The organism is Endozoicomonas sp. SCSIO W0465 (assembly GCF_023716865.1).
GTDB lineage: Bacteria > Pseudomonadota > Gammaproteobacteria > Pseudomonadales > Endozoicomonadaceae > Endozoicomonas.
This window is the reverse complement of record NZ_CP092417.1, coordinates 3,674,791-3,699,026: the sequence shown is the minus strand read 5'-3', so window position 1 is coordinate 3,699,026 and position 24,236 is coordinate 3,674,791. Positions and strand designations below refer to the sequence as shown.

Sequence of the window (24,236 nt, the reverse complement as noted above, 5' to 3'; positions counted from 1 at the left end):
CTATCGTCAACAACCCATGAACCTGCAATGAAAAGATATAAATATCATTAGGCTTGGCAATTGCGGTAATTTTAGTGACAAATAGTGGCAAAACTTCCCTGTCAATTGCTCATAAAACCGTTTGAGAGCCTCTTAACTCATACTGTGACCATCAAACTCCAAAAGCCTGAATGCATAGTTGGTGAAGAGGGTAAGCATGTACACCTTATAGCAAGACCTGATTACCACCGACCCTACGTCGTGAGCCAACTGCTATAATAAACGTCGATAGTCATGTGTTTTGGAGGTAAAACTGATGTGTAAAAACACCATTCAGTTCCAAAAAGGCCTTGGCATTATGCAATTTCTGGCTAATTACGGCAGTGAAGAGCAGTGTGAGAACGCGCTGTCCTCTTGGCGCTGGCCAGATGGCTTCCAATGCCCGAAGTGTGGCTCCCGCAGTTTCTGCAAGCTTCACCGGAAAGCTGAATTCCAGTGCAATTGCTGCCGTTGCCAAACCTCGCTTACCAGTAACACTATCTTTGACTCAACAAAGCTGCCTCTAGCTACCTGGTTTCTGGGTATCTATCTCGTCACCCAGAATAAAGCGGGGATTTCTTGCCTGACGCTTCATCGACAACTTGGCATTTCCTACAATGCCGCATTGCGCATGAAACACAAACTCATGCAGGTCATGATGGAAAGAGATAACAGCTGGCAGTTGAGTGGTTTTGTTCAGATTGATGACGCCTATTGGGGCGGAGAGCGCCACGGAGGCCGCCGGGGCAGAGGCTCAGAGAACAAAGCCCCCTTCGTGGCCGCAGTTCAGACAGATGCTGATAACCACCCTATCTACATGAAGTTCAATGCCGTTGATAACTTCCGGCGAAAAACCATTCAGGAGTGGGCAGAACATGCCCTGAAAAAGGGTGTCCGGGCCGTCAGCGATGGCTTGTCCTGTCCTGTTTTCCGGGGTATTGAAGATGCCGGATGCCAGCACACAGCCATCATTACCGGTGGTGGGCATGCATCCATGGAGAATGAGTTGTTCACCTGGGTAAATACCATGCTGGGAAACGTGAAAACAGCGATTACCGGTACTTACCATAAGCTCGACCCCAAGCATCTGGGCCGTTATCTATCAGAGTTCAACTATCGGTTTAACCGGCGTTTTGATATGCCTTCAATGATCTCAAGGCTAGGTCGGGCTGCAGTCAATACAGCACCGATGCCGGATCGACTTCTCAAACTGCCAGACGTCCAGTGGAAACCGGGTTAGCCATCAACCGATAATTGAAAGTCAGTTGACGTATTAATATCATTATTTCGAATGATGATGTGGGTCTTTGCTTGTTCGGAGCGGTTATGAAACCGAATTTAGTTGATAATCTGGAGAACAAGCCGTCATGATGCCTGCTCCACCGGTAATACTGGAGAGGTTCTATTATTTCTTTACCGGGTTATAGACATAAAGAATGAAAAGCTGCACGTATATTCTTAAATTATCTTTCCCTGTGTCATGACGTACGATCAGTGGTAATCAGGTAGCAAGATAGGAGCATCGAAGGCGATGTAACATCCGTTAATTTCTCAACCAGTACTGTTATAGGCTGTAGACATTGGTGCTTCAGGGTTGGTAGTAGGTGTTGGCATTAGGGTTGATGATAACTCATCTTTATTCTGAGTACTTGAAGATAGCCAGGGAGCACTTGTGGTTCCTTTAAATTCAGGGGGTTCTGAGATGCTGGAAGATATAAATTGCAGAGTAGAAGGGAGAATGGTGTTGTTAGCAGTTATGCTTGCTCCCCCCCCGGGGGTATCAGGTAAACCCCTGGTATTATTAGACAAGGGCGAACTGACATGTCTGAACTCTAATTGCTTACTGTTGGCCAATCCAAATCCCAGTCCTAACCCCAGGCTTCCGATAATGACCACACCGATGCAAATGCCAACGGCAAGTTTTCCTTTGTTTGAGCTAAAAAATCCTCCTGTACTGTGATCTGTACTTGTACCTGAACCCGGAGCCGTTTTATCCTCGCTTTGAGGTAGCATAGATATTGATTCATAAGATGAATTGTTTATCGTCGTTTCCAAGATATGACACCATTTTAGTTTATTAGAGTTACCTTCAATTCCGTGCTATCAGCAAGGAACGTAGGTCCATTGCTCAAACAGTTTTCAGCCCAGCTCTTTTCAGCCCAACTCTTCTGACCGTTAAGCGCAGAGAAAGTAAAAAACTGTCTGCGGGATTAGCTTAGTCTCTTAACTCAAGACAATGCAGTATTCCTGAGATGTTTTTTAAATAAGCAATTGTGATCAATATAAAGTTATTTACCCTTTGAGCTTTGAGTTAATAGGTTGTTTTAAATATAGGTAGAAGCGCTAATTAAAGTTCGGTATAAATACCTCAGATTAAAATGTTGTCAAGGTTGCATCATGAATCAAAAGAATAATGCATTAGTTCGGCTGATAGCAGAGCAGGGTATTGTCACCGCTCCCGGTGTTTACGATGGTATTTCTGCTCGCCTCGGTGAGGAAGCCGGTTTCTCGGCATTATACGCTAGCGGTGGTGCCATTGCCCGCAGTACAGGTGTACCTGATATCGGTTTGCTGACACTGACTGAAGTGGTTGACCGGGTTCGTCAGATCGTTGCAGCCACCTCCCTGCCCGTGATTGCCGATGCGGATACCGGATTTGGCAATGAGGTGAATGTAAAGCGCACCGTTGAGCTGTTTGCCAATGCGGGCGTCAGTGCTTTTCACCTGGAAGACCAGGAGTTTCCAAAGCGCTGTGGGCATCTGGACGGCAAGTCTCTGGTATCTGTTGAAGAGATGTGTAAAAAAGTCTCGGTTGCCAGGAAATATGCGGGAGAGGTCACCGTCATCGCCCGTACTGACGCGATTGCCGTTACCGGCTTTGAAGAGGCAATAGATCGTGCCAGAGCTTATGTCGAAGCAGGTGCGGACATGCTGTTTGTTGAAGCGCCACAGACCATTGAACAGATTGAAGAAATTGCCAAACAGGCTCCCGGTCCCAAACTGATCAACATGTTCTACAGTGGTAAAACGCCGCTTGTGCCTACGGAAGACCTGAAAGCGATGGGTTATCAGCTGATCATTATCCCCTCTGACCTGCAGCGGGCTGCCGTCACGGCGATGCGTGAAGTTCTGCAGGTGATCAGACGTGACGGTAACAGTGGCGCTATCGCCGATGGTATGATGACGTTTCAGGAGCGTGAACAACTGGTGAAAACCAACGCCTTCCTGAATCCATAAATAGTCAATTTGAGGGAAGTCGTTTTTCAAAGAATCACCATAATTCCCGGTGAACGAAATAAATAAAGGCTCTTTTCGGGTTACAGACTGCTCTGCAATGAAAATTGGCCAAAGGCCTTGATATACAATGCCTTCAGGAAACTGCTGGCTAAATATTGCCAAGCCCTGCCACAGGAGGATTCCAGCCTGATTTATGAAATCAGCAGTCTGCAATACGAAAAGAGCCTAAATAAAAATGGAGAAGTACTATGTCTACGAACTCTGGTGAAGAAAAGAAGGGTGAAGAAAAGAAAGGTGAAGAAAAGAAAAGTACAGAAAAGAAATTAAGCGGTGCCGGTCTGCGTGGTCAGTCAGCGGGTGAAACCGCATTGTGTACCGTTGGCAAAACCGGTTCAGGCCTGACATACCGAGGTTATGACATCAAAGAGCTGGCGGATAAGGCCCAGTTTGAAGAAGTCGCCTATCTTCTGCTTTATGGCAAACTGCCGAACCAGGCTGAATTGACTGCCTACAAAACCAGGCTCAAAGGGCTTCGCTCTCTGCCCGATGAGCTGAAAACGGTTCTTGAACAGATACCTGCTGATGCTCATCCAATGGATGTGATGCGCACCGGTTGTTCAATGCTGGGTAATCTGGAAACCGAGCAGGATTTCTCCGAACAGAATAATCATATTGATCGCATGCTGGCCATTTTCCCGGGCATGATCAACTACTGGTACAACTTCAGTCACAATGGTGTTCGGGTTGATGTCGATACGGAAGCCGATTCCATCGCCGAGCAGTTCCTGTGGACCCTACACAACAAACAGCCTGAGCCACTCCACGTCCGGGTAATGCATTCTTCTCTGGTGCTTTACGCCGAACATGAGTTTAATGCGTCAACATTTACTGGTCGTGTTTGTGCTTCAACCCTTTCTGACATTCACAGCTGTGTGACCGGCGCAATCGGTTCACTACGGGGACCTCTCCACGGCGGCGCTAACGAAGCGGCTATGGACATGATCGAGAACTGGCGCTCTCCGGATGAGGCCGAAGAGAAGATCATGGGCATGCTGGCCCGCAAAGATAAAATTATGGGCTTTGGTCATGCCGTTTATCGCGAGTCTGATCCGCGTAATGCCATTATCAAAGCGTGGTCGCAGAAGTTGTCTGAACAGGTGGGTGATGAGTATCTGTACGCTGTTTCCGAGCGCGTTGAGGCGGTAATGCGGCGTGAGAAGAACCTGTTCTGTAATGCCGACTTCTTCCATGCTTCTGCCTACAACTTTATGGGCATCCCTACCAAGCTGTTTACCCCGATCTTTGTTTGTTCCCGGGTTGCTGGCTGGAGTGCTCACGTTATGGAGCAGCGGGCTAACAACCGGATTATCCGCCCATCTGCAGACTACATCGGACCTGAGAGCGCGGATTGGCTGGCGATTGAAGACCGCGATTAAGATCGCAAAGCGCACAGAGGAAATGATATCTTTGTGCCCTTTGTATGCTCCGTGGTCCATAACAATAAATTTCTTGCCCGGTGGACGTTCGACGTATGAACACTGATTTTCGTAAACCCTTACCCGGCACACTGCTGGATTATTATGACACCGGTGCAGCGGTGGAAGCGATTCAGCCGGGCGCCTGGAAAACCCTACCCTATACCTCCAGAGTGCTTGCTGAACAACTGGTGCGTCGCGGCGATCCGGCCATCCTGACTGATTCCCTGAAACAGATCATTGAGCGTAAGCGTGACCGGGATTTTCCCTGGTATCCTGCCCGTGTTGTCTGCCATGACATTCTTGGCCAGACCGCCCTGGTTGACCTTGCCGGATTGAGGGACGCCATTGCCGGGCAGGGTGGTGATCCTTCCAGGGTGAATCCGATTGTGCCAACCCAGTTGATTGTTGATCACTCTCTGGCGGTTGAGTATGGCGGTTATGATCCGGACGCGTTGGAGAAAAACCGGGCCATTGAAGATCGCCGGAATGAAGACCGTTTCCATTTCATCGAGTGGACCAAAACTGCCTTTGAGAACGTTGATGTGATTCCTGCCGGCAATGGCATCATGCACCAGATTAACCTGGAAAAAATGTCTCCGGTTATTCAGGCCCGTGCTGGTGTCGCTTATCCCGACACCTGTGTAGGCACCGACAGCCATACACCGCACGTGGATGCCCTGGGAGTTATCGCCATTGGTGTTGGTGGCCTGGAGGCTGAAACCGTGATGCTGGGTCGTCCTTCCATGATGCGTCTTCCTGATATCGTGGGTGTTGAGTTGACAGGTCAGCGTCCGCTAGGCATTACCGCGACTGATATCGTGCTGGCCCTTACCGAATTCCTGAGAAAAGAGCGTGTAGTGTCATCCTACCTTGAATTCTTTGGTGAAGGGGCGGCCAACCTGACCATTGGTGACCGTGCAACCATTTCCAACATGACACCGGAGTTTGGAGCTTCTGCCGGGATGTTCTATATCGATGAACAGACCATTGATTATCTGAAGCTCACCGGGCGTGAGCCGGAGCAGGTGGCGCTGGTAGAAAATTATGCCAAAACGATCGGTCTCTGGGCTGATGATCTGAAAACCGCTGAATATGAGCGAGTGTTAACCTTTGACCTCTCGACGGTTTGCCGGAATATGGCCGGGCCTTCCAACCCCCACCGCCGTTTACCAACCTCTGAGCTGGCCAATCGTGGCGTTGCACGACCCTATAAAAAAGACGAGGAAGAGCAAAAAGGTTTAATGCCCGATGGTGCCATCATCATTGCTGCTATCACCAGCTGTACCAATACCAGTAACCCCCGTAATGTGGTTGCTGCCGGTCTGGTGGCTCGTAAAGCCAATGAGCTGGGGCTTAAACGGAAACCCTGGGTGAAATCTTCTTTCGCACCAGGTTCCAAAGTTGCCAGGCTCTATCTTGAGGAAGCAGGGCTTCTTTCTGAAATGGAAAAACTGGGCTTTGGTATTGTCGCCTATGCCTGCACTACCTGTAACGGTATGAGTGGGGCTCTGGATCCCGGAATTCAGCAGGAAGTGATTGACCGGGGTCTGTATGCAACGGCCGTTCTCTCTGGCAACCGTAACTTTGATGGCCGGATTCATCCCTACGCAAAGCAGGCATTCCTTGCTTCTCCGCCATTAGTGGTCGCTTATGCAATTGCTGGTACTGTGCGCTTTGATATAGAAAAGGATGCTCTGGGTACAGATAAAGATGGCAATCCCATTACCTTGAAAAACATCTGGCCGAGCGATGAAGAGATTGATGGGATTGTTGCTGAATCCGTGAGACCGGAGCAATTTAACCAGGTGTACATTCCCATGTTTGATCTGGGTAAGGTGGAACGGGCAGAAAGTCCCCTGTACGACTGGCGCCCCGGGAGTACCTACATTCGCCGCCCGCCTTATTGGGAAGGTGCTTTGGCTGGTGAGCGCACCCTGAAAGGTATGCGCCCTCTGGCGGTACTGGGTGATAACATCACCACAGACCATTTGTCACCGTCCAATGCGATCCTGGCCAGCAGTGCAGCGGGGGAATATCTGGCGAAAATGGGGTTGCCGGAAGCAGACTTTAACTCCTATGCCACGCATCGTGGAGACCATCTGACGGCGCAACGGGCCACCTTTGCCAATCCGAAACTGCTTAATGAGATGTGTCTGGACGCGAACGGTGAAGTCAAGCAGGGCTCTCTGGCCAGAATTGAGCCAGAGGGTAAAGAAACCCGTATGTGGGAAGCCATTGAAACCTATATGCATCGTCGTCAACCGCTGATTATTATTGCCGGAGCTGACTATGGGCAGGGCTCATCCCGTGACTGGGCTGCCAAAGGAGTCCGGCTTGCCGGTGTTGAGGCCATCGTGGCAGAAGGATTTGAGCGTATCCACCGGACCAATCTGGTGGGCATGGGGGTACTGCCGCTGCAATTTATGGCTGGTACAACCCGCAAGACATTGGGTCTTGATGGTACTGAAACCTACGATGTTATTGGAGAGCGGACACCGGGAGCAACGCTGGCACTAATGATTCATCGTGCCAGCAGAGACACCCTTGAGGTACCGGTAACCTGCCGTCTGGATACCGCTGAAGAGGTATCTGTATACGAAGCTGGTGGTGTTCTGCAGCGCTTTGCCAAAGACTTCCTGGAATCCGAAGCTGCTGCCTGATTCACACAGGATTCTGTTGCCACGCTCTGTGTGGCAACCCCTAAGTGTTTTTTATAGACCCAAGCCTATGCATTCCCACCAGAGCGTGGGAACGAGGACTGAGAAAATGTCGCACCCTCCACAAATAAAAATTTCTGCTACTTATATGCGGGGCGGAACCAGTAAAGGCGTTTTTTTCAATCTCACGGATCTGCCAGAAGCTGCCCGGGTTCCGGGCAAGGCTCGTGATGCTCTACTGCTCCGGGTGATTGGCAGCCCGGATCCCTACGGTAAGCAGACTGATGGTATGGGTGGTGCCACGTCCAGTACCAGCAAAACGGTAATCCTTTCGAAAAGCACTCAGCCAGAGCATGATGTCGATTATCTCTTTGGTCAGGTAGCCATTGATAAACCTTTCGTAGACTGGAGTGGTAATTGCGGGAACCTGACCGCAGCCGTAGGTGCATTTGCCATCAGCAGTGGGCTGGTTGATGCAGAACGAGTACCTGACAATGGCATTGCACCGGTACGAATCTGGCAGGCTAATATCAAAAAAACCATTATTGCCCATGTGCCAATGACCAATGGCTCGGTGCAGGAAACGGGTGACTTTGTGCTGGATGGAGTGACTTTTCCGGCTGCTGAAGTTCAGGTTGAGTTTCTCGATCCTGCTGATGGCGAAGGAGCCCTGTTCCCGACAGGTCATCTGGTCGATGATCTGGAAGTCCCCGGTGTTGGTACTTTCAAGGCAACCCTGATCAATGCAGGCATTCCTGCTATTTTTGTCAATGCTAAAGACATTGGTTACCAGGGGACTGAACTTCAGGAAGTGATCAATGGCAATGAGAACGCCCTGGCCATGTTTGAGAGTATTCGGGCCCATGGAGCACTGCGGATGGGGTTGATCAGCAGTCTGGAAGAGTCCGCTATTCGGCAACATACGCCAAAAGTCGCTTTTGTTGCTGAACCCAAAAGCTATCTTTCTTCCAGCGGCAAAGCAGTTTCTGAAGATGATATCGACTTGCTGGTCAGGGCATTCTCCATGGGTAAACTTCATCATGCCATGATGGGAACTGCCGCTGTGGCCATTGGTACGGCGGCTGCCATTCCGGGAACTCTGGTTAACCTGGCTGCCGGCGGTGGTGAACGAAACTCTGTCCATTTTGGCCACCCATCGGGGACATTAAAAGTTGGGGCAGAAACCGTGTTGATTGATGGGCAATGGTCGGTGACCAAAGCGATCATGAGTCGAAGCGCAAGGGTATTAATGGAGGGCTGGGTCCGCTTGCCAGTTGAATGAAATTCTCCGAAGTACCCAATAAACCCGGCAGGAAGTTAGTCATGAGAGTTTGAACTCATAGTGAGGTCAGGACGCCACTGGCCAGTAACTTTACAATCAGTGCATTCAGCATGACCAATGGATTGACACCAAACGTAACGCCAAGGTTTGGCTGATTATCCCGTGTAACAAAACCAACGCCCGGGACCAGCTCACGAGGATCCAATTTTTCTTCATTAACGATATTGGCGGTTTCTGAACAGGTCGGATATATTGATTTCGGAATAATGTTTTGTTGTATATCGTTCACGAATCTGGCGCCATGGCCACACCAGTAGATAATCTCTCTAACTGCTCGTGACAGCAGTCCATCTTCATTCATGGCCTGACTCACTTGCTCTTCTGTGAACAGGGGAAACGCCTGGTGAAACAGAGTGACCAGGATTGTCTTTAGTTTATGCTCATGAATCAGCACGGACTCACTGTTATCGGAGTCGAACTGTTTTTGAAAACAGAGTGCATATTGCAATATCAGCCCCTGGGCATTTTTTGCCAGTTCTGAAAATGCCACCTTGGCGCGATCCTCTGATTTTTCAAAATCAAGAAATTTCTGACATCTGCTGGAGAAAAAATAATCTTCACCCAGCTCAATCATACTTTTCGTATCGCCCGAATCCCGCATGCCTACCAGCCCCACATTGGGATGTTGTGCAGCTTTTGTCCACTGAAGCATCCGTCCCTCGCTGGTGGCGCCCACATAAGACGATAGGACATGGTGTTTCCGGTTAGTTACTGAATCATGGTCAGCTGCCATTACTGCTGGAGCATATAATCCGCGACTGAATAAAAGACCACAATCATGGGCATACTTATAGAGTCCGTCAACAATCTGATCTGCCTCTGTTACGGGATTAAGATCGTAGGGGTATAAATGATAAGGCGCATCTTTTGTAGATTTCAGATGAAGGCAATAACCTGTCTTGCCATCAACAAAGCGACATTTCTCCTCCAGTTTGGCCTTTTTGGCTGGACTTGTGAATGTTACCAGATTATTTTGCACATCATCCCAACGGTATTTTCCGACCACTTTGGGAATCGAGCTTTTCAAGCCATGCCGACTGGCTATCTCTGCCATCAGGTTAATTTTATCGCCCTCTTTTGTGAGTTCTTCCGGTCTTTCCATATCGCTGAGAAATTTCAGATAATCCCAGCCATCATCCGTATGCTGAATAGCCAGCGTTCGTCCATTCACCAGGATAGATTTGTCCATGAATGATGCTGTCGTGGGAGGTTCCGTCCACCCCTGCGGACTGCCCAGTTTTTGCCAATCATTATCAAACTGATTTTCCTGTGGCTGATAATCTTTATCCAAGGATAACAGTAACTGCCAAATATTAGGGCTTTCCATATTATTCAGAGGGTGAACAGGATTGGGAAACAAGGTTTCCCGCTGTTTTGCACAATGAGGATTAGTTAACCAGTTTTTTATCACATGAATTCGATGGCTCTGAGGCGCAAGACGGAGAAATGACTCAATGATGTCAAAATGTAAAGTAGTGACGCTTCTGGTATACGCTACAAAACGATCATAAGAAACCGGTGATGTTGTCAAAGCCTCATTATGAGGATCAGGCCACAAGTCCGGACGATAACTTTTTAGTTTGGTTGTAAAGGTTGCCTCTTTCTTACGATGTTCCGATTCGGTCCGAATCCATGAAAGACCATCGATCAGAAGCCAGTCCATGAACTTCATGAAATCATCTGGCCGGTTCAGGCCATTACAGCATTTAGCCTTGCTGATCAGGATGTTCCAGGGCTCACTATACTCAGCATTTTGCTGTAAAAGATCGCTACTGTTTGTCCAAACGACATCATTCATTACCGTAAAAATTTTTCCCGCCCACAAGCTTACATCTCCCAGAACTAATTGTTTTTTATAGGCCGGTCCTGACCAATGTTTCAATTCACAACTTCCTTCCTGGGAAGTGGACATTTGTTCAACAACAAAATGGATAAAATCCAGTTCTATTTTGTCTGGAAACCGGCATTGTTGGTGCAAATGTTTTCCGTATTTATTGGGCAAGATCCATAAATAGGGAGCGAATCGATTCACAGTGCTGGCAAACAATCGTTCATTGGTCAAACCAGCCTCTTTGGCCATCAGAAAAAGAGAATTTTCAAGACTGACAGAGGCTTCTTTAAATGCCTGTCTGGTCAAGTTAATACCCATTTCATTCATTATTTCAGTGGATTGGTGCAGTCCTCCCAAAAGAGCAGCCATTGCTATTGGCTGCTGTTCATTTTTACAAAATAAACCAATGAGTTTGCGAGCTTCTTCCCGTGAATGTTGTGCGATAGCTTCAAGAACAAATACCATTATGAAGCTGTTTTTGTATCTGTTGACGCTTGCGCGATTAGATAATTTGTGGTTGCGGTAGCTATGCCTGATAATGTCTTCAATCATCCTGCTGGTATTACATTCACCACGGAGATAATTAAAGAAGACCATTAACCTTCTGTATGAAGCTGTCGGTATTGACTGTGCGATTGCTTCCTGAAATAGTCCTTCATTAACGGTTCTGGAAGTTAAAATCGTTTCGGTAAGCATGTCAAAGCGGGTATCAGCGTCAGCAAAAATAGCCTTGACGAATAACAGGTCCGGGCAGATCGGGCTACAGTTATCCACCAGCTTATTCATGGTATCGAAAGGGAGGTAAACAGTAGACTCAGGATTAGGATCAACCCAGACTGATGTTTGCCGGATGGGAAATCCTTGTTCAATAATATAGGTTAGTACTTCCAGGTTATCTTTTTCAATCCCCGCCCAAATAGCGATATCCCGTGCTAATGATTGAATATCATCCGCTATTTCTTTTCTCAATTGAGCATCATACTGTGTATTGTATTTCTCCCCGTTTAAGGTTTGACGATTAATATATTTATTGATCTTTATTTTAAACTTATCGACTTTATCCATTAAACCAGAATTAATGTGCAATTTATCAAATTGCTGATCAAGTCTCTTTAGTTCTGCTACGAGACGTTGTTTTTCAATATGTTTTGAAGAAAGTAATTCCAGCAGTTTTGGTTGATTTACTGCGCTATCACCAGAATTGATATCTACTATCTGATTATCTGTGGTCTTATCTTTTCTTCTGATAGCATTTTGGATGTCAGGTAAGGAGTGATTAATTGTAGATTCGGTAAACGCAGTCAAGTCATCCAAAGCTTTAGGGTTGGTTCCAGATGCTCTGGTATTATTAAACTGCGTACAGTTAGAAAACATGGATTTTGCAGAACATTTCCGGATGGCACCAGGGGTGATTCTTGAGATAGAGAATTCGCGGTTTAGAACTGGACGGGGTATAGATTCAAAGTTGGCAGGATTTATGGATCTGTCTTTAAATTCAGCTGACCGTACAGTCATTAATTTATGACTCCCTGCCCCTGTGCAAGGGCCAGATTCATAAGTTAACCTGGAGCTGGTCGTTTTATTGGTTAACGCCTCTGTTATATCCATTTATTTGTCCGTTTTTTGTTCACTTTTAGGTTCCATAGAATTATTGGACAATGAAACGAAAAAAAAATTCCAATTCTCGGAGTTGCAAGGAAATGATAGATGTTGTTCTCAAAGGACAGATGAGCAGTCCTCAGGGCCTGTTGCACTTTACATTATGATTATTTCAGCCTTCTTGTCAGATTGGCCTGATCCATTATCCGTGTGGCAATCTCTTCGACCTCTTCGACGGAAAACTCCGTCGCATCGATACAGCTATTTTAAATATTGTCATCGAATCGAGAGATTCTGACATCACGTGAAGCATGGCTCATTCCCGGTCGCCCTAAATAACGTTTTTTTCTATAACAAGTCACTGTTTCACAGGAATTTTCATAGGTTATTATGGTTGATGACTAATTGAGCAATCTTTCGGAAAGTACTGATCTAAAACAACTAATTTATTACAAAAAGGCCAAGGTTTTCTTTCATTTTTGCGGTAATATCCGGCCCCATCAAAGCGTTGGGACATCGTTCCATTTGACCGCCATTCATACTAACCCACCCTGACGGAGAAAACTCCAGTGAGAAAGACCAAGATCGTCTGTACCATCGGCCCTAAGTCTGAGTCCCATGAAATGCTGACCAAGCTGGTCGACAATGGCATGAATGTGATGCGACTGAACTTTTCCCATGGTGACTTTGACGAGCATGGTGCCCGTATTGCCCGTCTGCGTGATGTAATGGCTGAAACCGGTAAGCGTGTTGCCATTCTTCTGGACACCAAAGGTCCTGAAATTCGTACCGTGAAACTGCACAGTGGCGATGACGTCATGCTAACTGCAGGACAGGAATTTACCCTGACAACGGACACGTCTGTTGTTGGTGACAACACCCGTGTAGCTGTTACCTATGCTGGCCTGACGGCTGACCTGAAGGCAGGTAACACGGTCCTGCTGGACGATGGCCTGATTGAACTGACGGTAAAAGAAGTCAAGGCGCAGGAAATCGTCTGTGAAGTTAAGAACAATGGCGAACTGGGTGAAAACAAAGGGGTAAACCTGCCTGGTGTTAAGGTTAACCTGCCGGCTCTGTCTGAAAAAGATAAGGCAGACCTGATCTTTGGTTGTGAGCAGGGCGTTGATTTTGTCGCTGCCTCATTTATCCGTAAAGCCAGCGATGTGAAAGAGATCCGTGAGCTCCTGGATGCCAACGGTGGTAAGGAAATCCAGATCATTTCCAAGATTGAGAATCAGGAAGGTGTTGATAACTTCGACGAGATTCTGGCCGTTTCTGATGCCATCATGGTCGCCCGTGGTGATCTGGGTGTGGAAATCCCGGTTGATCAGGTGATCTTTGCTCAGAAGATGATGATCAACAAGTGTAACCGTGCCCGTAAGCCGGTTATCACTGCTACCCAGATGCTGGATTCGATGATCAAGAATCCTCGTCCAACCCGTGCCGAGGCCGGTGACGTAGCCAACGCTATTCTGGACGGCACCGATGCCGTTATGCTGTCCGGTGAGAGCGCCAAGGGTAAGTACCCGGCTGAATCGGTTGCGGTAATGGCAACTATCTGTAACAGCACTGATGGCAGCATGGAACTGCGTGTTGAAGACTTCGATGCCGAGATCGACAATTATCGCAGCATCACCCAGGCGGTATGCCGTGGTGCCGTCAAGACGGCTGATATCCTGGCGGCCAAGCTGATTATTGTTGCCACTGAACAGGGTAAGTCTGCACGTTCACTGCGTAAGTTCTTCCCCAAGGCCCAGATTCTGGCACTGACGTCTTCTGAAAAGACCGCCAACCAGTTGAGCCTGAGCAAAGGCGTTACCACTAGCCTGGTCCCACTGCAGGAAAACACTGATACTTTCTACAAGCTGGGTAAAGAGCTGGCTGTTAAGCACGGTTTCGTTCAGTCTGGTGATCTTGTGGTTATGGTTTCCGGTGCTCTGGTTGAGTCTGGTACAACCAATACTGCTTCTGTGCATGTGATCGATTAATTCCTGAGCTCTTTTTGAGCTCATCTTGCCTGCCCTTTCCTCATAAAGGATGAGGGGCAGGTAAGCATCGAATCAGAATACGTAAATCTTCCATCAGTTATCCTGCCTGATAGTCAGCCCGTCAATAGCCCGGTTTCTGATATCCAATAAATACTTTCGTGTTTACTGCCGACAATAAGTAGCATCAAGTTGCTTATGGGTTTCTGCAAATGAAGGGAATCATTTTCACTGAATTCATTGAAATGGTGGAATCCCGGTTTTCCGTTGAGGTCGCAGAGCAGATTATTGCCGCTGCTGAGCTCTCATCCGGCGGAAGCTATACATCACTGGGCACCTATTCACACCAGGAAATCCTGAATTTGGTGACCAGGCTTTCTGCCGTCAGTGGTGCCAATCCTGTCGATCTCCAATGTGCTTTTGGGGAGTATCTTTTTGGTCGTTTCAGCCAGGTACATCCTGAATTTTTTCAAGGGGTAAAAGGTTCTTTTGAATTTTTGAGTAAAGTGCAGGGGTACATCCATATCGAGGTCAGAAAGCTCTACCCTGATTCCAACCCGCCAAAACTCACTTGTAAACCTATTAATGAACACTGTATGGAGTTGCACTATGAGTCTCATCGTCCATTTGCGCCTCTGGCTCTGGGGTTGATCAAAGGGTGTGGGATGCATTTTGGTGAGCGCCTGAATATTCATTATGAGCCACTGACAGGAACCGGTGACGGTACCGAAGCTCGTTTTCATTTGACCATTGAAGGTTGATTGCGGATGGACGAGAAAGGCTGGCAAAAACGCTATGAACGGGAAAAACTTGCACGCCTACAAGCTGAAAAAATAGCCGAAGAAAAAACCCGGGAAATCTATTACCGCAACCTTGAATTGAAAAAGCTTGCTGAGAGCCTTGAAGAGCAGGTAAAAGAACGCACTCATCAGCTTGAGGTCAATAACAGTCGGCTGATTGAATCAAGAAATACACTGCGTGCACAACAGAGAGAGCTGCGGGACATCAATCAGCGTTTACAGGATAAAGCAACAGAACTGGAAAAAATCAGTCAACACCAATCCCAATTTCTGGCCAATGTATCTCATGAATTGAGAACACCGCTGAACAGCTTGATGATTCTCACCAGTATGTTGGCTGAAAATCATGAAGGTAATCTGACCGCTGACCAAGTCCAGTCAGTACAGATAATTTTCAACAGCGCCAATGAGTTGCTGGAAATTATTGAGGATATACTGGATATGTCCAGGGTCGAGGCCGGAGAACTCAGTATCCATTATGAAGATATTATCCTGGGCGATATATGGCGTAGTTTGACCGATCAGTTTATGCCTGTCAGTAAGGAAAAAGCGATCAACTTTGAGGTAATCAGTGCTCCCGACCTGCCAGAATGGATACATACAGATCGTAAACGTCTTAAACAGATCCTCAAAAATCTGCTGGCCAATGCTTTTAAATTTACGGCCAAAGGTGGGTCTGTAAGACTTCTGATTCATAAAGAAACCTGGCGCATTGGTAAAGACTATTCATCGCAGGGGCTCGTTTTTCAGGTAACTGATACCGGTATAGGTATTCCCCGGCAACAGCATGAAACTGTCTTTCATAAGTTCAAACAAGTTGATGGATCGTCCGGTAGAAAATACGGCGGGACTGGACTGGGCCTTTCCATTTCCAGAAAACTGGCACGTATGCTTGAGGGTGAACTCACGCTGGAGAGTGAAGAGGGCAAGGGATCTACTTTTTCATTATTGCTGCCACCCTTAACGCTGGTTACAACCGAAGAATCCACTCGACAGGTTGACAGTGATTTTTTTCTCGTCAGCGAAGAAGATATCTCCGAGCCCTTTTCAGGACAGGAAGTGTTACTGGTGGATGATGACCTGAGGAACAGTTTTGCCCTGTCACGCCTATTGGAAAGTCATGGACTCCGGGTTCACCTTGCGGAAAATGGACAGCAGGCACTTGATTTCCTGAAACAAAACAAACAGATTGATTTGCTTCTGCTGGATTTGATGATGCCGGAAGTCGATGGCTGTGAAGTGCTAAGACGACTCAGAGGGATGATCGAATTTCGCCTGATGCCAGTGATCATTCTGACGGCCAGCGCACTCAAAGATGATGAAATGCGTTGTCGGGCCGCCGGGGCAGATGACTATCTGCAGAAGCCTGTGGAAACCAGGGTATTAATGGATCATATTCGCAGCTGGATTGCTGTCTGACTCAGATTGGCTGACGGTTCTTCGGTGGTCATGTTGCTTGTAATATTGAAGCGTATTTTTCCGCATCAACATTACCTCCACTGCCAATAGCAACGACGGTTTTATTCTCAAAAAGTGCCGGGTTTTTCATAATTGCGGCAATGGCAACAGCACCACTGGGCTCTAGCACCAGATTCATCTCGTGAAAACTGAGCCTGACGGCATCATGCGCTTGTTGAGCATTGACTGTTATGCCTCTGACACCGGTTTGCAGTACGATGTCCAGGTTGGCAATACCGGGCTCCAGGGACAGTAAAGCATCACAGTCACACAAAACATGACCTTTGGCGCGGGAGCGCCTGCCTTTTTCAAGAGAGATACCCATCCCCTGGTAGCCATCGACTTCAACAGCCCATACCTGGGTACTGCTATCAAACACCAGGCTTGATCCCGCCACCAGGCTGCCACCACCAACGGGGCAGAGAATATGATCACAGGTTTTCCCGGTCATCGCCAGCTGTTCCTGAAGCTCCAGTGCTACAGATGCCTGGCCAATAATGATCTCGTTGTCATCAAATGGGTGAAGCAGGACCGCACCATGATCATGAGCTATTTTACGGGCAAAATCACTGGCAGCTTCCTCACGTGACGGTTCCTTGCCGTGGCAAAGAATGACCTCTGCACCATAATGCCTGGCATTATGTATTTTTGATTTGGGGGCGTCATGGGGCATCACCAGTTTGACCGGTATGTCCAGAAGCTGGCCGGCTGCTGACAGGCCAGCGGCAAAATTTCCGGAAGAGTACGCGATAACACCTTGTACTTTCTGACAATCTGTTAAATTTAACAGTCGGTAAAATGCACCCCGAAACTTAAAGGCCCCGGTAATTTGCAGAGACTCGGCTTTTATCAGCACTTCTCCCCGAATCAGTTCACTCAACGTGTCAGACTTTAGCAGGGGGGTTGTGCGCACATTGTTTCTTATTTGCTGAAAAGCATGATTTAACTTCAGGCAATCAGGAAGCTTGTTAACATTCGGTACTGCTGACATAACCTTGATATCTATAACTTATTGAAGGCAACCGTGCATGGATGTTGCTGTAGACTTTATAAGATAGTCAAAATTGGCTATCAGGTTTGAAAAGGTCAGGGGAGACAGGTTATACCGGCAACTGGAATATCCTGTGAATCGCTCTGAAACATCGGAATCAATGTGTTGCTGGATATCATTAAGGCTAGGACTTACGCATTGATGACACCGATAAATTTTGGTAGGAGGTGATCCTTCCCCTTTGCAAAACTCTCAATGAAAGCGCCTATTGTCTCTTTAAACAGCCCCCGTTGGTGCTGATAAATATTCGTAAACTCCTGCTCTATCTGCATTTTCTGGAGATAAACAAAAGCTAAAATTGCAGCAAATATATGGTTTCTGACGGGTCGTTCGCTGCGAACCTGAAAGTGCTCAATATGGCAAACCTGCTTGATCGCCCTGTGAAACTGTTCGATCTGCCAGTGCTGGTCATGGATCTGCTTGAAGTCATTGCGTTCAAAAGGGACTTCCTCTGGCAAGTAAACCACGTAGTGGCGACGCTGGTCTTTTAGCATCGTCCTGAACAACCGGATCTTACCGAAGTCTTTGAGCCATACATCCAGACCATTGTCGGGGATGTCGAGGTGTTGAACCTGCTGCCATTTACCTTTTTCCAGTGATACTGTCCTGTTTTTCTCAACGGCAAACATAAACCCAGTCTGATGGTTTTTAATCGTCTTCAGGTTAGTCGTGCAGCTGTACCAGGAGTCACCGGTAACGAACGCTGGCTTCAGCCCCCATACCAGCACTTCAATCAACATTTCACGGAAGTAGTCGTTTTTTGTCTTGTCTTCCGATTTGTCGTATATCCTGTAATTCACCGGCATATGGCGCCCGGATACGTCGGTGTAATAAAGGGTGATGAGGTTAACTCCCTTAACCACTCGGTGATGTTTACCCGACCAAAAGTGGCCAACCAGTGCCACGGAGTAGCTATAAGGTTTGTCGAGCACGCTGTCATCAACGCTCAGGGTGCCGCCAATAGGGTTTAAACTTTTGACTGCTTCATCGTACATATCTTTGGGCTGATAGTTTTCACGCTTAAGAAAGCGGTTTGCGCTATCGTGAGAAAAGTCGGTAACCTCGGCCAGTCTTGTGCATGTTGATGATTTTGGCTCACTAATCAAAAAGCCAATGTATTTTGCAAGAGTGCATCGTGCAGTGGTCGGTCGAGTGGTAGTTCTCACTTTCATCCCTGAAGACATCTGTTTTTTGGCATTATCAAATTTTAGAGCCTGTTGTCAATGCGTAAGTCCTAAAGGCAATTACAGAGTCCGCAAATCCTTAAAATCTTCTGGTCTTGCAATGGTCAAATTAGTTGACTATTTTCACAAGCCAATGCAGCAATCTTTATATGATGAATGAATCCGCAACTTCAAATTGAAAGTACTAATCTTTGATTGCCAATATAAAACAGGAGCGAACCAGCAGCATGTACCCTGCCAATGTTAGATCATCTCACTTTGTCCACCTCGATCATCACAGGGAAGATGTACACAATGCTGGCCATCATTCTGACGGGGACGATTCGGGAGAGGGTTGGCAGGTGGTCGGTGGATCAGGGAAGCGTAAAGGCAAAAAGAAAAGTCATTCAGGTTCTGCAGGCAAGTCTGTTGCCGGGTATTCCTCCAGCGCTGCCCGCTATCATGTTAATCCCCGATCGGGTAGGGTGCAGGGGCAGAAGACTGTGGTCGAAAAAGGTCTGCAACTCCGGTGTTGTCAGCCTTCAACCCCGGCCCGCTTGCCAGTGACTGATTATGCCAGAGGTGACGATTCTACTGCTCGTCAGTTAACTGCTGTGCAAGGGAAAAACAAAGTTAAATTGACACCTCTGGCGACCAGGCCCCGTTATGAGACTCCGCTGATTGATATTGGTGCCAATCTGGTTGGAAACAACCGTTTTCACGACTTGCCCGGGATGGTTGCTGATGCTGCCCGTTCAGGGGTTCGCACTATAATCATCACCGGCTCTTCTATTCCAGTATCCAGAGCGGCCCATAATGAGGTAATGAAATGGGAGAATTCCTCCCCTGTGCCAACTAGAGTAACTGACCACTTAACAGATAATGGCGCTTTCTCTGAATCCTCACGATGTTCTTTATACTACACCGTGGGATGTCATCCTCACCATGCCAAAGACTTTACCTGGCATGGTGGAATCCCGGCGATGAAAAATATCCTTGAGGAGGATCACAGTAGCTGCATCGCAGTGGGTGAGTGCGGGCTTGATTACCATCGTATGTTTTCGCCTGTTGAAGATCAAAAAGACGTTTTCCGGAAACAACTGGCAGTAGCTGTGGAAATGAAAAAACCGCTGTTTCTTCATGAGCGGGATGCTCATGACGATTTCATGGAAATTCTGGGCGATTATATAGAGCAATTACCCGCCAAAAACATGGCTTGTGTTCACTGTTTTACCGGCAATGACAAGGCTCTGCATAACTACATTGATCTGGGGTGCTCCATCGGAATCACCGGCTGGATTGCCGGTAGCCGGAATCGTGAACTGGTGGAAGCACTGCGTTCTATTGGCTGGGATGTTCTGCGGGACCGTCTTATGGTTGAGACTGATGCACCGTTTTTACTCCCCTTTCAGGTGATGTCCAGAAAAGATACTCCAGGGAAGGGCAATCAAAAAAGAGTCAATAATGTTCCTGCTAACCTGCCCTATGTGATCCATGCATTGAGCCTGGTACTGGATGTGGATGCAGAAGAGATTGCTGCTGCAACCACTCGGAATGCCAGGAATATATTCTCTCTTCCAGACTGAAACTCTATCTTGAACGCTCACCTGTTTATGGCAACCAACAAACGGTAAATTGGCAGTAACTATTCAGCACTGAGCAAAGGCATATTACAGTAATTCCGAACAGCTCTATGAAGTGATTGATATATGTCCATTCCCTGTTTTCTGGCAGACGACAAATAGCTGCGAATCCGTGCAAACATAGAACCACCGTCTGCACTCCTGAAGCAGCCTGAGATTTTCTGCTTTAACTTGGCCATTCGAACATCCCGCTCACTGCCATTGTTATCGAAGGGAATGGTAAAATCTGACATGAAGCGCAGTGTCTCAGCCTTGAACTCAGTGAGTCGTTTGAAGAGATTGTAAGCTTTAGTATTCTTGACTTTCTTGCGCTTAAGCTCCTCTCGTTGCTTCTCCATATAGACGACTTCTTTCATTAGAGCCCGCTGAAGCAACCGGTCATAAATCTTCTCGATTCGTTCACAGACAACACTTGGCATCTGTAGCATACCTATGGTCTTAAAGCCCTTGCAGTAATGCCAGGAAAGCCTCAGTAGCTTCATCAATCGCAACGCCAGTTGATTGCTGTCCCTATCAACAACACCCAAAAGCTCCCTCAGGTGATGGGCATTGCAAAGTACGTGAGTTGCCGCATATGCAAAATAGGATTTCCAATGATCATGAACCAGAACGCCTGCAAATGTTAGCAGTATGCCCATCGTGTCCATGGCCTCACGACCTCGCTTTTCAGACAAGTAGTAGAGCGTCCATTGTTCATCCCGCATAACGTGTAGCCAGTGCAAAGAGCCCTCGGCCCGCATACCCGTTTCATCGGCTCCGGCAACAGACGATTCCCGCAAGGCGTCACGAATAACCTCTTCAGTAGAAGCCAGATTTTCATAGGTTCTGGCCACAAAATTGGCGACAGTGCCTGCACTTACACTCATTTTATAGAGAGTATTAAAATACTCTGACACGCGCTTAAAAGGCAGGAAATGGTATTGGTTAAGATAGACGGCCATAGCCTGTGTGGCTGAGCCATATTGTGCGGCAGCGGTAACACCTTCCGGGAATTCAGCCTGATTCCGACAACCACAAGTGCAGATTTTTACTTCAGCTCTATGGGCCGTTACTTCAAATTCACCCGGTCTCCCTGGTTCAAACACCTGTCGTTCAATATATTTGACCGGCTCACTATCAAGAAGAGACGCCTGACATTTATTGCATTCTTTAACTGGAAGGTACTCAATATAGTCAGGGATATCGACCTGTTTAAGACAAGTGCCCTGATGCCCTTTCTTTCCACCGGCTTTATTACCAGAAGACTGTCTCAGACTTTTAGGATTGGGTTTTTCATCCGATGGATCGGTACCTTTATCTGCGGAAAGGTCGTCAGAATGATCTGGAGAATTACTGTTTTTAATCGGGTAAGGGCCGGTCTTTCTCCAGCCCTCCCCACAGCACCCGGCATGCGGGTCCGCACCGGGCGGTTCAACGATGATGGTGAAACCTGATCCATAAGTCTTTCAATGAAACAAGCCCAATTTTCGCGAGGTAACTGTTATTCAGTGCCTGTTGTACCGCATAGGTTTTACTCAGACGGTAATACCCTTTGCTGCTGGCTGCGATCTTGGCGGCGTTAATTTTATCAACGCCTAACCTGACCAGATTCTTAAAACGGGTTTTCGGCTTGCGCCATTGCTTCAGAAAGCAGCAACGGATTCGCCGACGTATCCATTGATCCAGCAGGGGAATTGGTCGGTGATATTCCGATAACCGGAAATACCCCATCCAACCCCGGATATATTGTGCCAATTTGCGTAACCGATGTTGCATTGAGACACCCCAGCGACGACTGGTCAACTTGAGTATCCGGTATTTGAATCGGTCCAGACACTTCTGGGCCCAGCGAACTTTCTTCCCTGTGAAGGTGAAACTCAGGAATTCGCTTTCTGTTGCTTTCACAACTTTACTTTTCCGGGAGTTAATCTTCAGTTTCAATTTGCGTTCAATGAATTGGGTAATGCTGTGCATCACCCGATCCCCTGCACGCTGACTTTTGACGAGAATCACAAAATCATCACAGTATCTTGCAAAGCAATGACCCCGATATTCAAGCTCCTTGTCGAGTTCGTCGAGGACCACATTAGACAGCAAGGGTGATAAAGGCCCACCCTGTGGCATGCCAACCCTGGTCGGGTAGACATTGCCCTCAATCATGACACCGGAGCGCAGGTAGCTACCAATCAGTTTCAGAAGGCGTTTGTCGCGGACCTTACGGGAGACCCTCGACATCAAAACGTCGTGATTAACCGTATCAAAGAATTTACTCAGATCAACGTCAACAGCGTAATGAAGCCCCCGGTTGATCAACTGCTTAACCTGACGGACTCCGTCGTGTGCTGACCGTCCCGGTCGGTAGCCGAAGCTGTTTGGAGAGAAACCCGGATCAAAGACAGGGGTCAGCACCTGCACAATGGCCTGCTGTATGACCCTATCCATCACGGTAGGGATTCCCAGCAAACGCTCACCGCCGTCCGGCTTTTCTATAACATGTCGGCGCACGGGTGATGGCTGGTAGGTTCCGTCCAATAAGGCTTGACGCACTGAAGGCCAATGCTGTTTGGCAAAGTCTGGATAAGCTTCAATAGTGACTCCATCAATACCCGGAGCACCCTTGTTGCTTTTGACCTGTTTCCATGCACTTGCCAGATTAGCCGGTTCAAGTACGCAATTTAGTAGATCATGGTTCAAAGCTGGTTAAAGATTCTGTCGCCAAGTACGGTGAGTCGCCGGACGGCTGCATCGCCTTGAGGGAATCAGTCTCCTCTTTGTCGTCGATGTTCGGCCCTTCGCTAACGACTTCCCATCCGTTAATGGCTTCTGTCGTACAGCTACTATGGCCTCTGCTGACTTCTGTCCAATCACCACGCGGAGTTACCTCTGCTGGCGCTATTGGTTGCCATCGGGTTTGCTCGAACAGGATGATGAGACCTGTTCGCCGAGCCTGTTGTAACCAGTGGCTGAGAACTGGGAATTACCAATCGCATGTTGAACAGATCTCCCCGGATAAGGACATGAACTTTCAGTGCACAACCGCCGCATTTACCGTGTCTCACGAACCATAGGGCTTTGTGATCCTTGGCTCACTCGCCCAGAGACTCAGCCTTATATGCGATTTCTGTACGTCGGCTCGCACCTTTGCACTCAGACTGCCTCCGCACAGCCCCTCGCGGGACTGCACTTGCCTTAAGCTAGTGGTTGTCATCAGCAGGCGTCTTTACCGCCAGTCAGATGTAGGTTCTCCCACAGGGGACTTTCACCCCATCAGTTCATGCCCATGCCGGGCGTACCAAGGTTTTTGATAACCATCAGACGATGGCGGCTTGCTGCTGTTTTGACTGTTCTTGCCAACCTTTTCTTCCAATTCTCGACATCGCTCTTCCAGACAGGCAACTCTCATCCGCAGCTCTGCATTCTCTTTCAAGAGAATCTCAGCCGACATAGTTGCGGGTAGTTCTGGAATCATGCTGGCGAATATTGTGGAAAAATGGTGCTTAAGAGGATGGTATAAAAATCAGAAAATTCCAGATTTATGTGGGGGTGCTGAACAGTTACAATTGGCATATGGCAACAATATTGACAAACACCGGTTGTGCAATTGCAATTTGTTGATGATTGAACTTATTCATAAGGAACATGTCTAAAATTTCGTTATTCAATTTGACAGAGGTTTGTGTAGATGTTTCCAATGATTCCCGGGATGCCTGCTTATCAAGCTTCTGTGCTGGGAAGTCAAAAAGCCTTTGATGGTAAAGGCAATAGTTCAAAAGGAGCTGCGGATCTCGACATAAAATTCAGCTCTGACTTCGCGAAGCACAGTGCTATTCGAATTCTAGAAGCACAGTGCTATTCGAATTCTATACGATGTCAAAAACTTTGTAAGATCACCGCAGACATACCACGAGGATGTGAAAGCGCTCCGGCATTTAATTTGTAACAGGTGGCTTGTCCCCTCAAGCATCGGTAAGACTTTTGCTCTTCGACAACCC

Annotated in this window: 18 protein-coding genes; 11 read left to right on the top strand and 7 right to left on the bottom strand. The window is 47.6% G+C overall.

Features of this window, described 5'->3' with window-relative positions:
- Positions 1-295: 295 nt before the first annotated feature.
- On the top strand, positions 296-1,258 hold the full coding sequence (locus MJO57_RS16650; protein ID WP_252017369.1) for an IS1595 family transposase: 963 nt from the start codon (positions 296-298) through the stop codon (positions 1,256-1,258).
- 311 nt (positions 1,259-1,569) lie between these two features.
- Here the strand turns inward: MJO57_RS16650 and MJO57_RS16645 are convergent, their stop codons facing one another.
- Positions 1,570-2,073: a hypothetical protein gene (locus MJO57_RS16645; protein WP_252017368.1), complete on the bottom strand. Its 504-nt coding sequence runs from the start codon at positions 2,071-2,073 to the stop codon at positions 1,570-1,572.
- Between the two features lie 342 nt (positions 2,074-2,415).
- Between MJO57_RS16645 and MJO57_RS16640 the strand changes: the two genes are divergently transcribed.
- The 4 genes from MJO57_RS16640 to prpF all read left to right on the top strand — a co-directional run bounded on the left by MJO57_RS16640 (position 2,416) and on the right by prpF (position 8,672).
- Positions 2,416-3,255: an oxaloacetate decarboxylase gene (locus tag MJO57_RS16640; RefSeq protein ID WP_252017367.1), complete on the top strand. Its 840-nt coding sequence runs from the start codon at positions 2,416-2,418 to the stop codon at positions 3,253-3,255.
- Positions 3,256-3,503: 248 nt separating this feature from the next.
- Positions 3,504-4,691, top strand: a complete 1,188-nt coding sequence (prpC, locus tag MJO57_RS16635; RefSeq protein WP_252017366.1) for a 2-methylcitrate synthase — start codon at positions 3,504-3,506, stop codon at positions 4,689-4,691.
- Between the two features lie 95 nt (positions 4,692-4,786).
- Positions 4,787-7,393, top strand: coding sequence for a Fe/S-dependent 2-methylisocitrate dehydratase AcnD (acnD, locus tag MJO57_RS16630; RefSeq protein WP_252017365.1), 2,607 nt, complete (start codon positions 4,787-4,789; stop codon positions 7,391-7,393).
- A gap of 106 nt (positions 7,394-7,499) precedes the next feature.
- Complete coding sequence (gene prpF, locus MJO57_RS16625; protein ID WP_252017364.1) at positions 7,500-8,672, top strand: 2-methylaconitate cis-trans isomerase PrpF; 1,173 nt, start codon at positions 7,500-7,502, stop codon at positions 8,670-8,672.
- A gap of 55 nt (positions 8,673-8,727) precedes the next feature.
- On the opposite strand, the gene MJO57_RS16620 is transcribed toward prpF, so the two are convergent.
- Entirely contained in the window at positions 8,728-12,171 is a 3,444-nt protein-coding gene (locus MJO57_RS16620; protein WP_252017363.1) for a hypothetical protein, read from the bottom strand.
- 560 nt (positions 12,172-12,731) lie between these two features.
- On the opposite strand from MJO57_RS16620, the gene pykF reads away from it, so the two are divergent.
- From pykF to MJO57_RS16605, 3 genes are all read left to right on the top strand, one after another.
- Positions 12,732-14,153 carry a pyruvate kinase PykF gene (gene pykF, locus MJO57_RS16615; RefSeq protein WP_252017362.1) on the top strand — a complete coding sequence of 474 codons (1,422 nt, stop codon included), beginning with the start codon at positions 12,732-12,734 and terminating at the stop codon, positions 14,151-14,153.
- Positions 14,154-14,362: 209 nt separating this feature from the next.
- Positions 14,363-14,911: a heme NO-binding domain-containing protein gene (locus tag MJO57_RS16610; RefSeq protein ID WP_252017361.1), complete on the top strand. Its 549-nt coding sequence runs from the start codon at positions 14,363-14,365 to the stop codon at positions 14,909-14,911.
- A gap of 6 nt (positions 14,912-14,917) precedes the next feature.
- Positions 14,918-16,369: an ATP-binding protein gene (locus MJO57_RS16605; RefSeq protein WP_252017360.1), complete on the top strand. Its 1,452-nt coding sequence runs from the start codon at positions 14,918-14,920 to the stop codon at positions 16,367-16,369.
- Positions 16,370-16,397: 28 nt separating this feature from the next.
- Here the strand turns inward: MJO57_RS16605 and MJO57_RS16600 are convergent, their stop codons facing one another.
- Positions 16,398-17,321: a threonine/serine dehydratase gene (locus tag MJO57_RS16600; protein ID WP_252017359.1), complete on the bottom strand. Its 924-nt coding sequence runs from the start codon at positions 17,319-17,321 to the stop codon at positions 16,398-16,400.
- Between the two features lie 269 nt (positions 17,322-17,590).
- Positions 17,591-18,625, bottom strand: a complete 1,035-nt coding sequence (locus tag MJO57_RS16595) for a transposase (RefSeq protein ID WP_252026884.1) — start codon at positions 18,623-18,625, stop codon at positions 17,591-17,593.
- Positions 18,626-18,870: 245 nt separating this feature from the next.
- Here MJO57_RS16595 and MJO57_RS16590 point away from each other — a divergent pair, with 245 nt between their 5' ends.
- Complete coding sequence (locus tag MJO57_RS16590; RefSeq protein WP_252017358.1) at positions 18,871-20,208, top strand: TatD family hydrolase; 1,338 nt, start codon at positions 18,871-18,873, stop codon at positions 20,206-20,208.
- A 59-nt stretch (positions 20,209-20,267) separates the two neighbouring features.
- Here the strand turns inward: MJO57_RS16590 and MJO57_RS16585 are convergent, their stop codons facing one another.
- The 3 genes from MJO57_RS16585 to MJO57_RS16575 form a co-directional block, all read right to left on the bottom strand.
- Positions 20,268-21,518 (bottom strand): IS66 family transposase, encoded by a 1,251-nt coding sequence (locus MJO57_RS16585; protein ID WP_256493353.1) that lies wholly within the window; start codon positions 21,516-21,518, stop codon positions 20,268-20,270.
- 157 nt (positions 21,519-21,675) lie between these two features.
- On the bottom strand, positions 21,676-22,938 hold the full coding sequence (gene ltrA / locus MJO57_RS16580) for a group II intron reverse transcriptase/maturase (protein ID WP_252017357.1): 1,263 nt from the start codon (positions 22,936-22,938) through the stop codon (positions 21,676-21,678).
- Positions 22,939-23,503: 565 nt separating this feature from the next.
- Complete coding sequence (locus MJO57_RS16575) at positions 23,504-23,713, bottom strand: DUF6444 domain-containing protein (protein WP_252017356.1); 210 nt, start codon at positions 23,711-23,713, stop codon at positions 23,504-23,506.
- On the opposite strand from MJO57_RS16575, the gene MJO57_RS16570 reads away from it, so the two are divergent.
- Positions 23,712-23,891, top strand: coding sequence for a hypothetical protein (locus tag MJO57_RS16570; protein WP_252017355.1), 180 nt, complete (start codon positions 23,712-23,714; stop codon positions 23,889-23,891). The genes MJO57_RS16575 and MJO57_RS16570 overlap by 2 nt on opposite strands.
- Positions 23,892-23,926: 35 nt before the next feature.
- Positions 23,927-24,184, top strand: coding sequence for a hypothetical protein (locus MJO57_RS16565; RefSeq protein WP_252017354.1), 258 nt, complete (start codon positions 23,927-23,929; stop codon positions 24,182-24,184).
- The last annotated feature ends 52 nt before the right edge of the window (positions 24,185-24,236 follow it).

Bases quoted from the DNA above. Each gene is read 5' to 3' on its own strand.
- MJO57_RS16590 (WP_252017358.1), top strand. From the start codon at position 18,871: ATGTACCCTGCCAATGTTAGATCATCTCACTTTGTCCACCTCGATCAT.
- MJO57_RS16650 (WP_252017369.1), top strand. From the start codon at position 296: ATGTGTAAAAACACCATTCAGTTCCAAAAAGGCCTTGGCATTATGCAA.
- MJO57_RS16575 (WP_252017356.1), bottom strand. From the start codon at position 23,713: ATGATTCCAGAACTACCCGCAACTATGTCGGCTGAGATTCTCTTGAAA.
- prpC (WP_252017366.1), top strand. From the start codon at position 3,504: ATGTCTACGAACTCTGGTGAAGAAAAGAAGGGTGAAGAAAAGAAAGGT.
- MJO57_RS16565 (WP_252017354.1), top strand. From the start codon at position 23,927: ATGTTTCCAATGATTCCCGGGATGCCTGCTTATCAAGCTTCTGTGCTG.
- MJO57_RS16610 (WP_252017361.1), top strand. From the start codon at position 14,363: ATGAAGGGAATCATTTTCACTGAATTCATTGAAATGGTGGAATCCCGG.
- MJO57_RS16605 (WP_252017360.1), top strand. From the start codon at position 14,918: ATGGACGAGAAAGGCTGGCAAAAACGCTATGAACGGGAAAAACTTGCA.
- MJO57_RS16620 (WP_252017363.1), bottom strand. From the start codon at position 12,171: ATGGATATAACAGAGGCGTTAACCAATAAAACGACCAGCTCCAGGTTA.
- acnD (WP_252017365.1), top strand. From the start codon at position 4,787: ATGAACACTGATTTTCGTAAACCCTTACCCGGCACACTGCTGGATTAT.
- MJO57_RS16640 (WP_252017367.1), top strand. From the start codon at position 2,416: ATGAATCAAAAGAATAATGCATTAGTTCGGCTGATAGCAGAGCAGGGT.
- prpF (WP_252017364.1), top strand. From the start codon at position 7,500: ATGTCGCACCCTCCACAAATAAAAATTTCTGCTACTTATATGCGGGGC.
- MJO57_RS16570 (WP_252017355.1), top strand. From the start codon at position 23,712: ATGCTGGCGAATATTGTGGAAAAATGGTGCTTAAGAGGATGGTATAAA.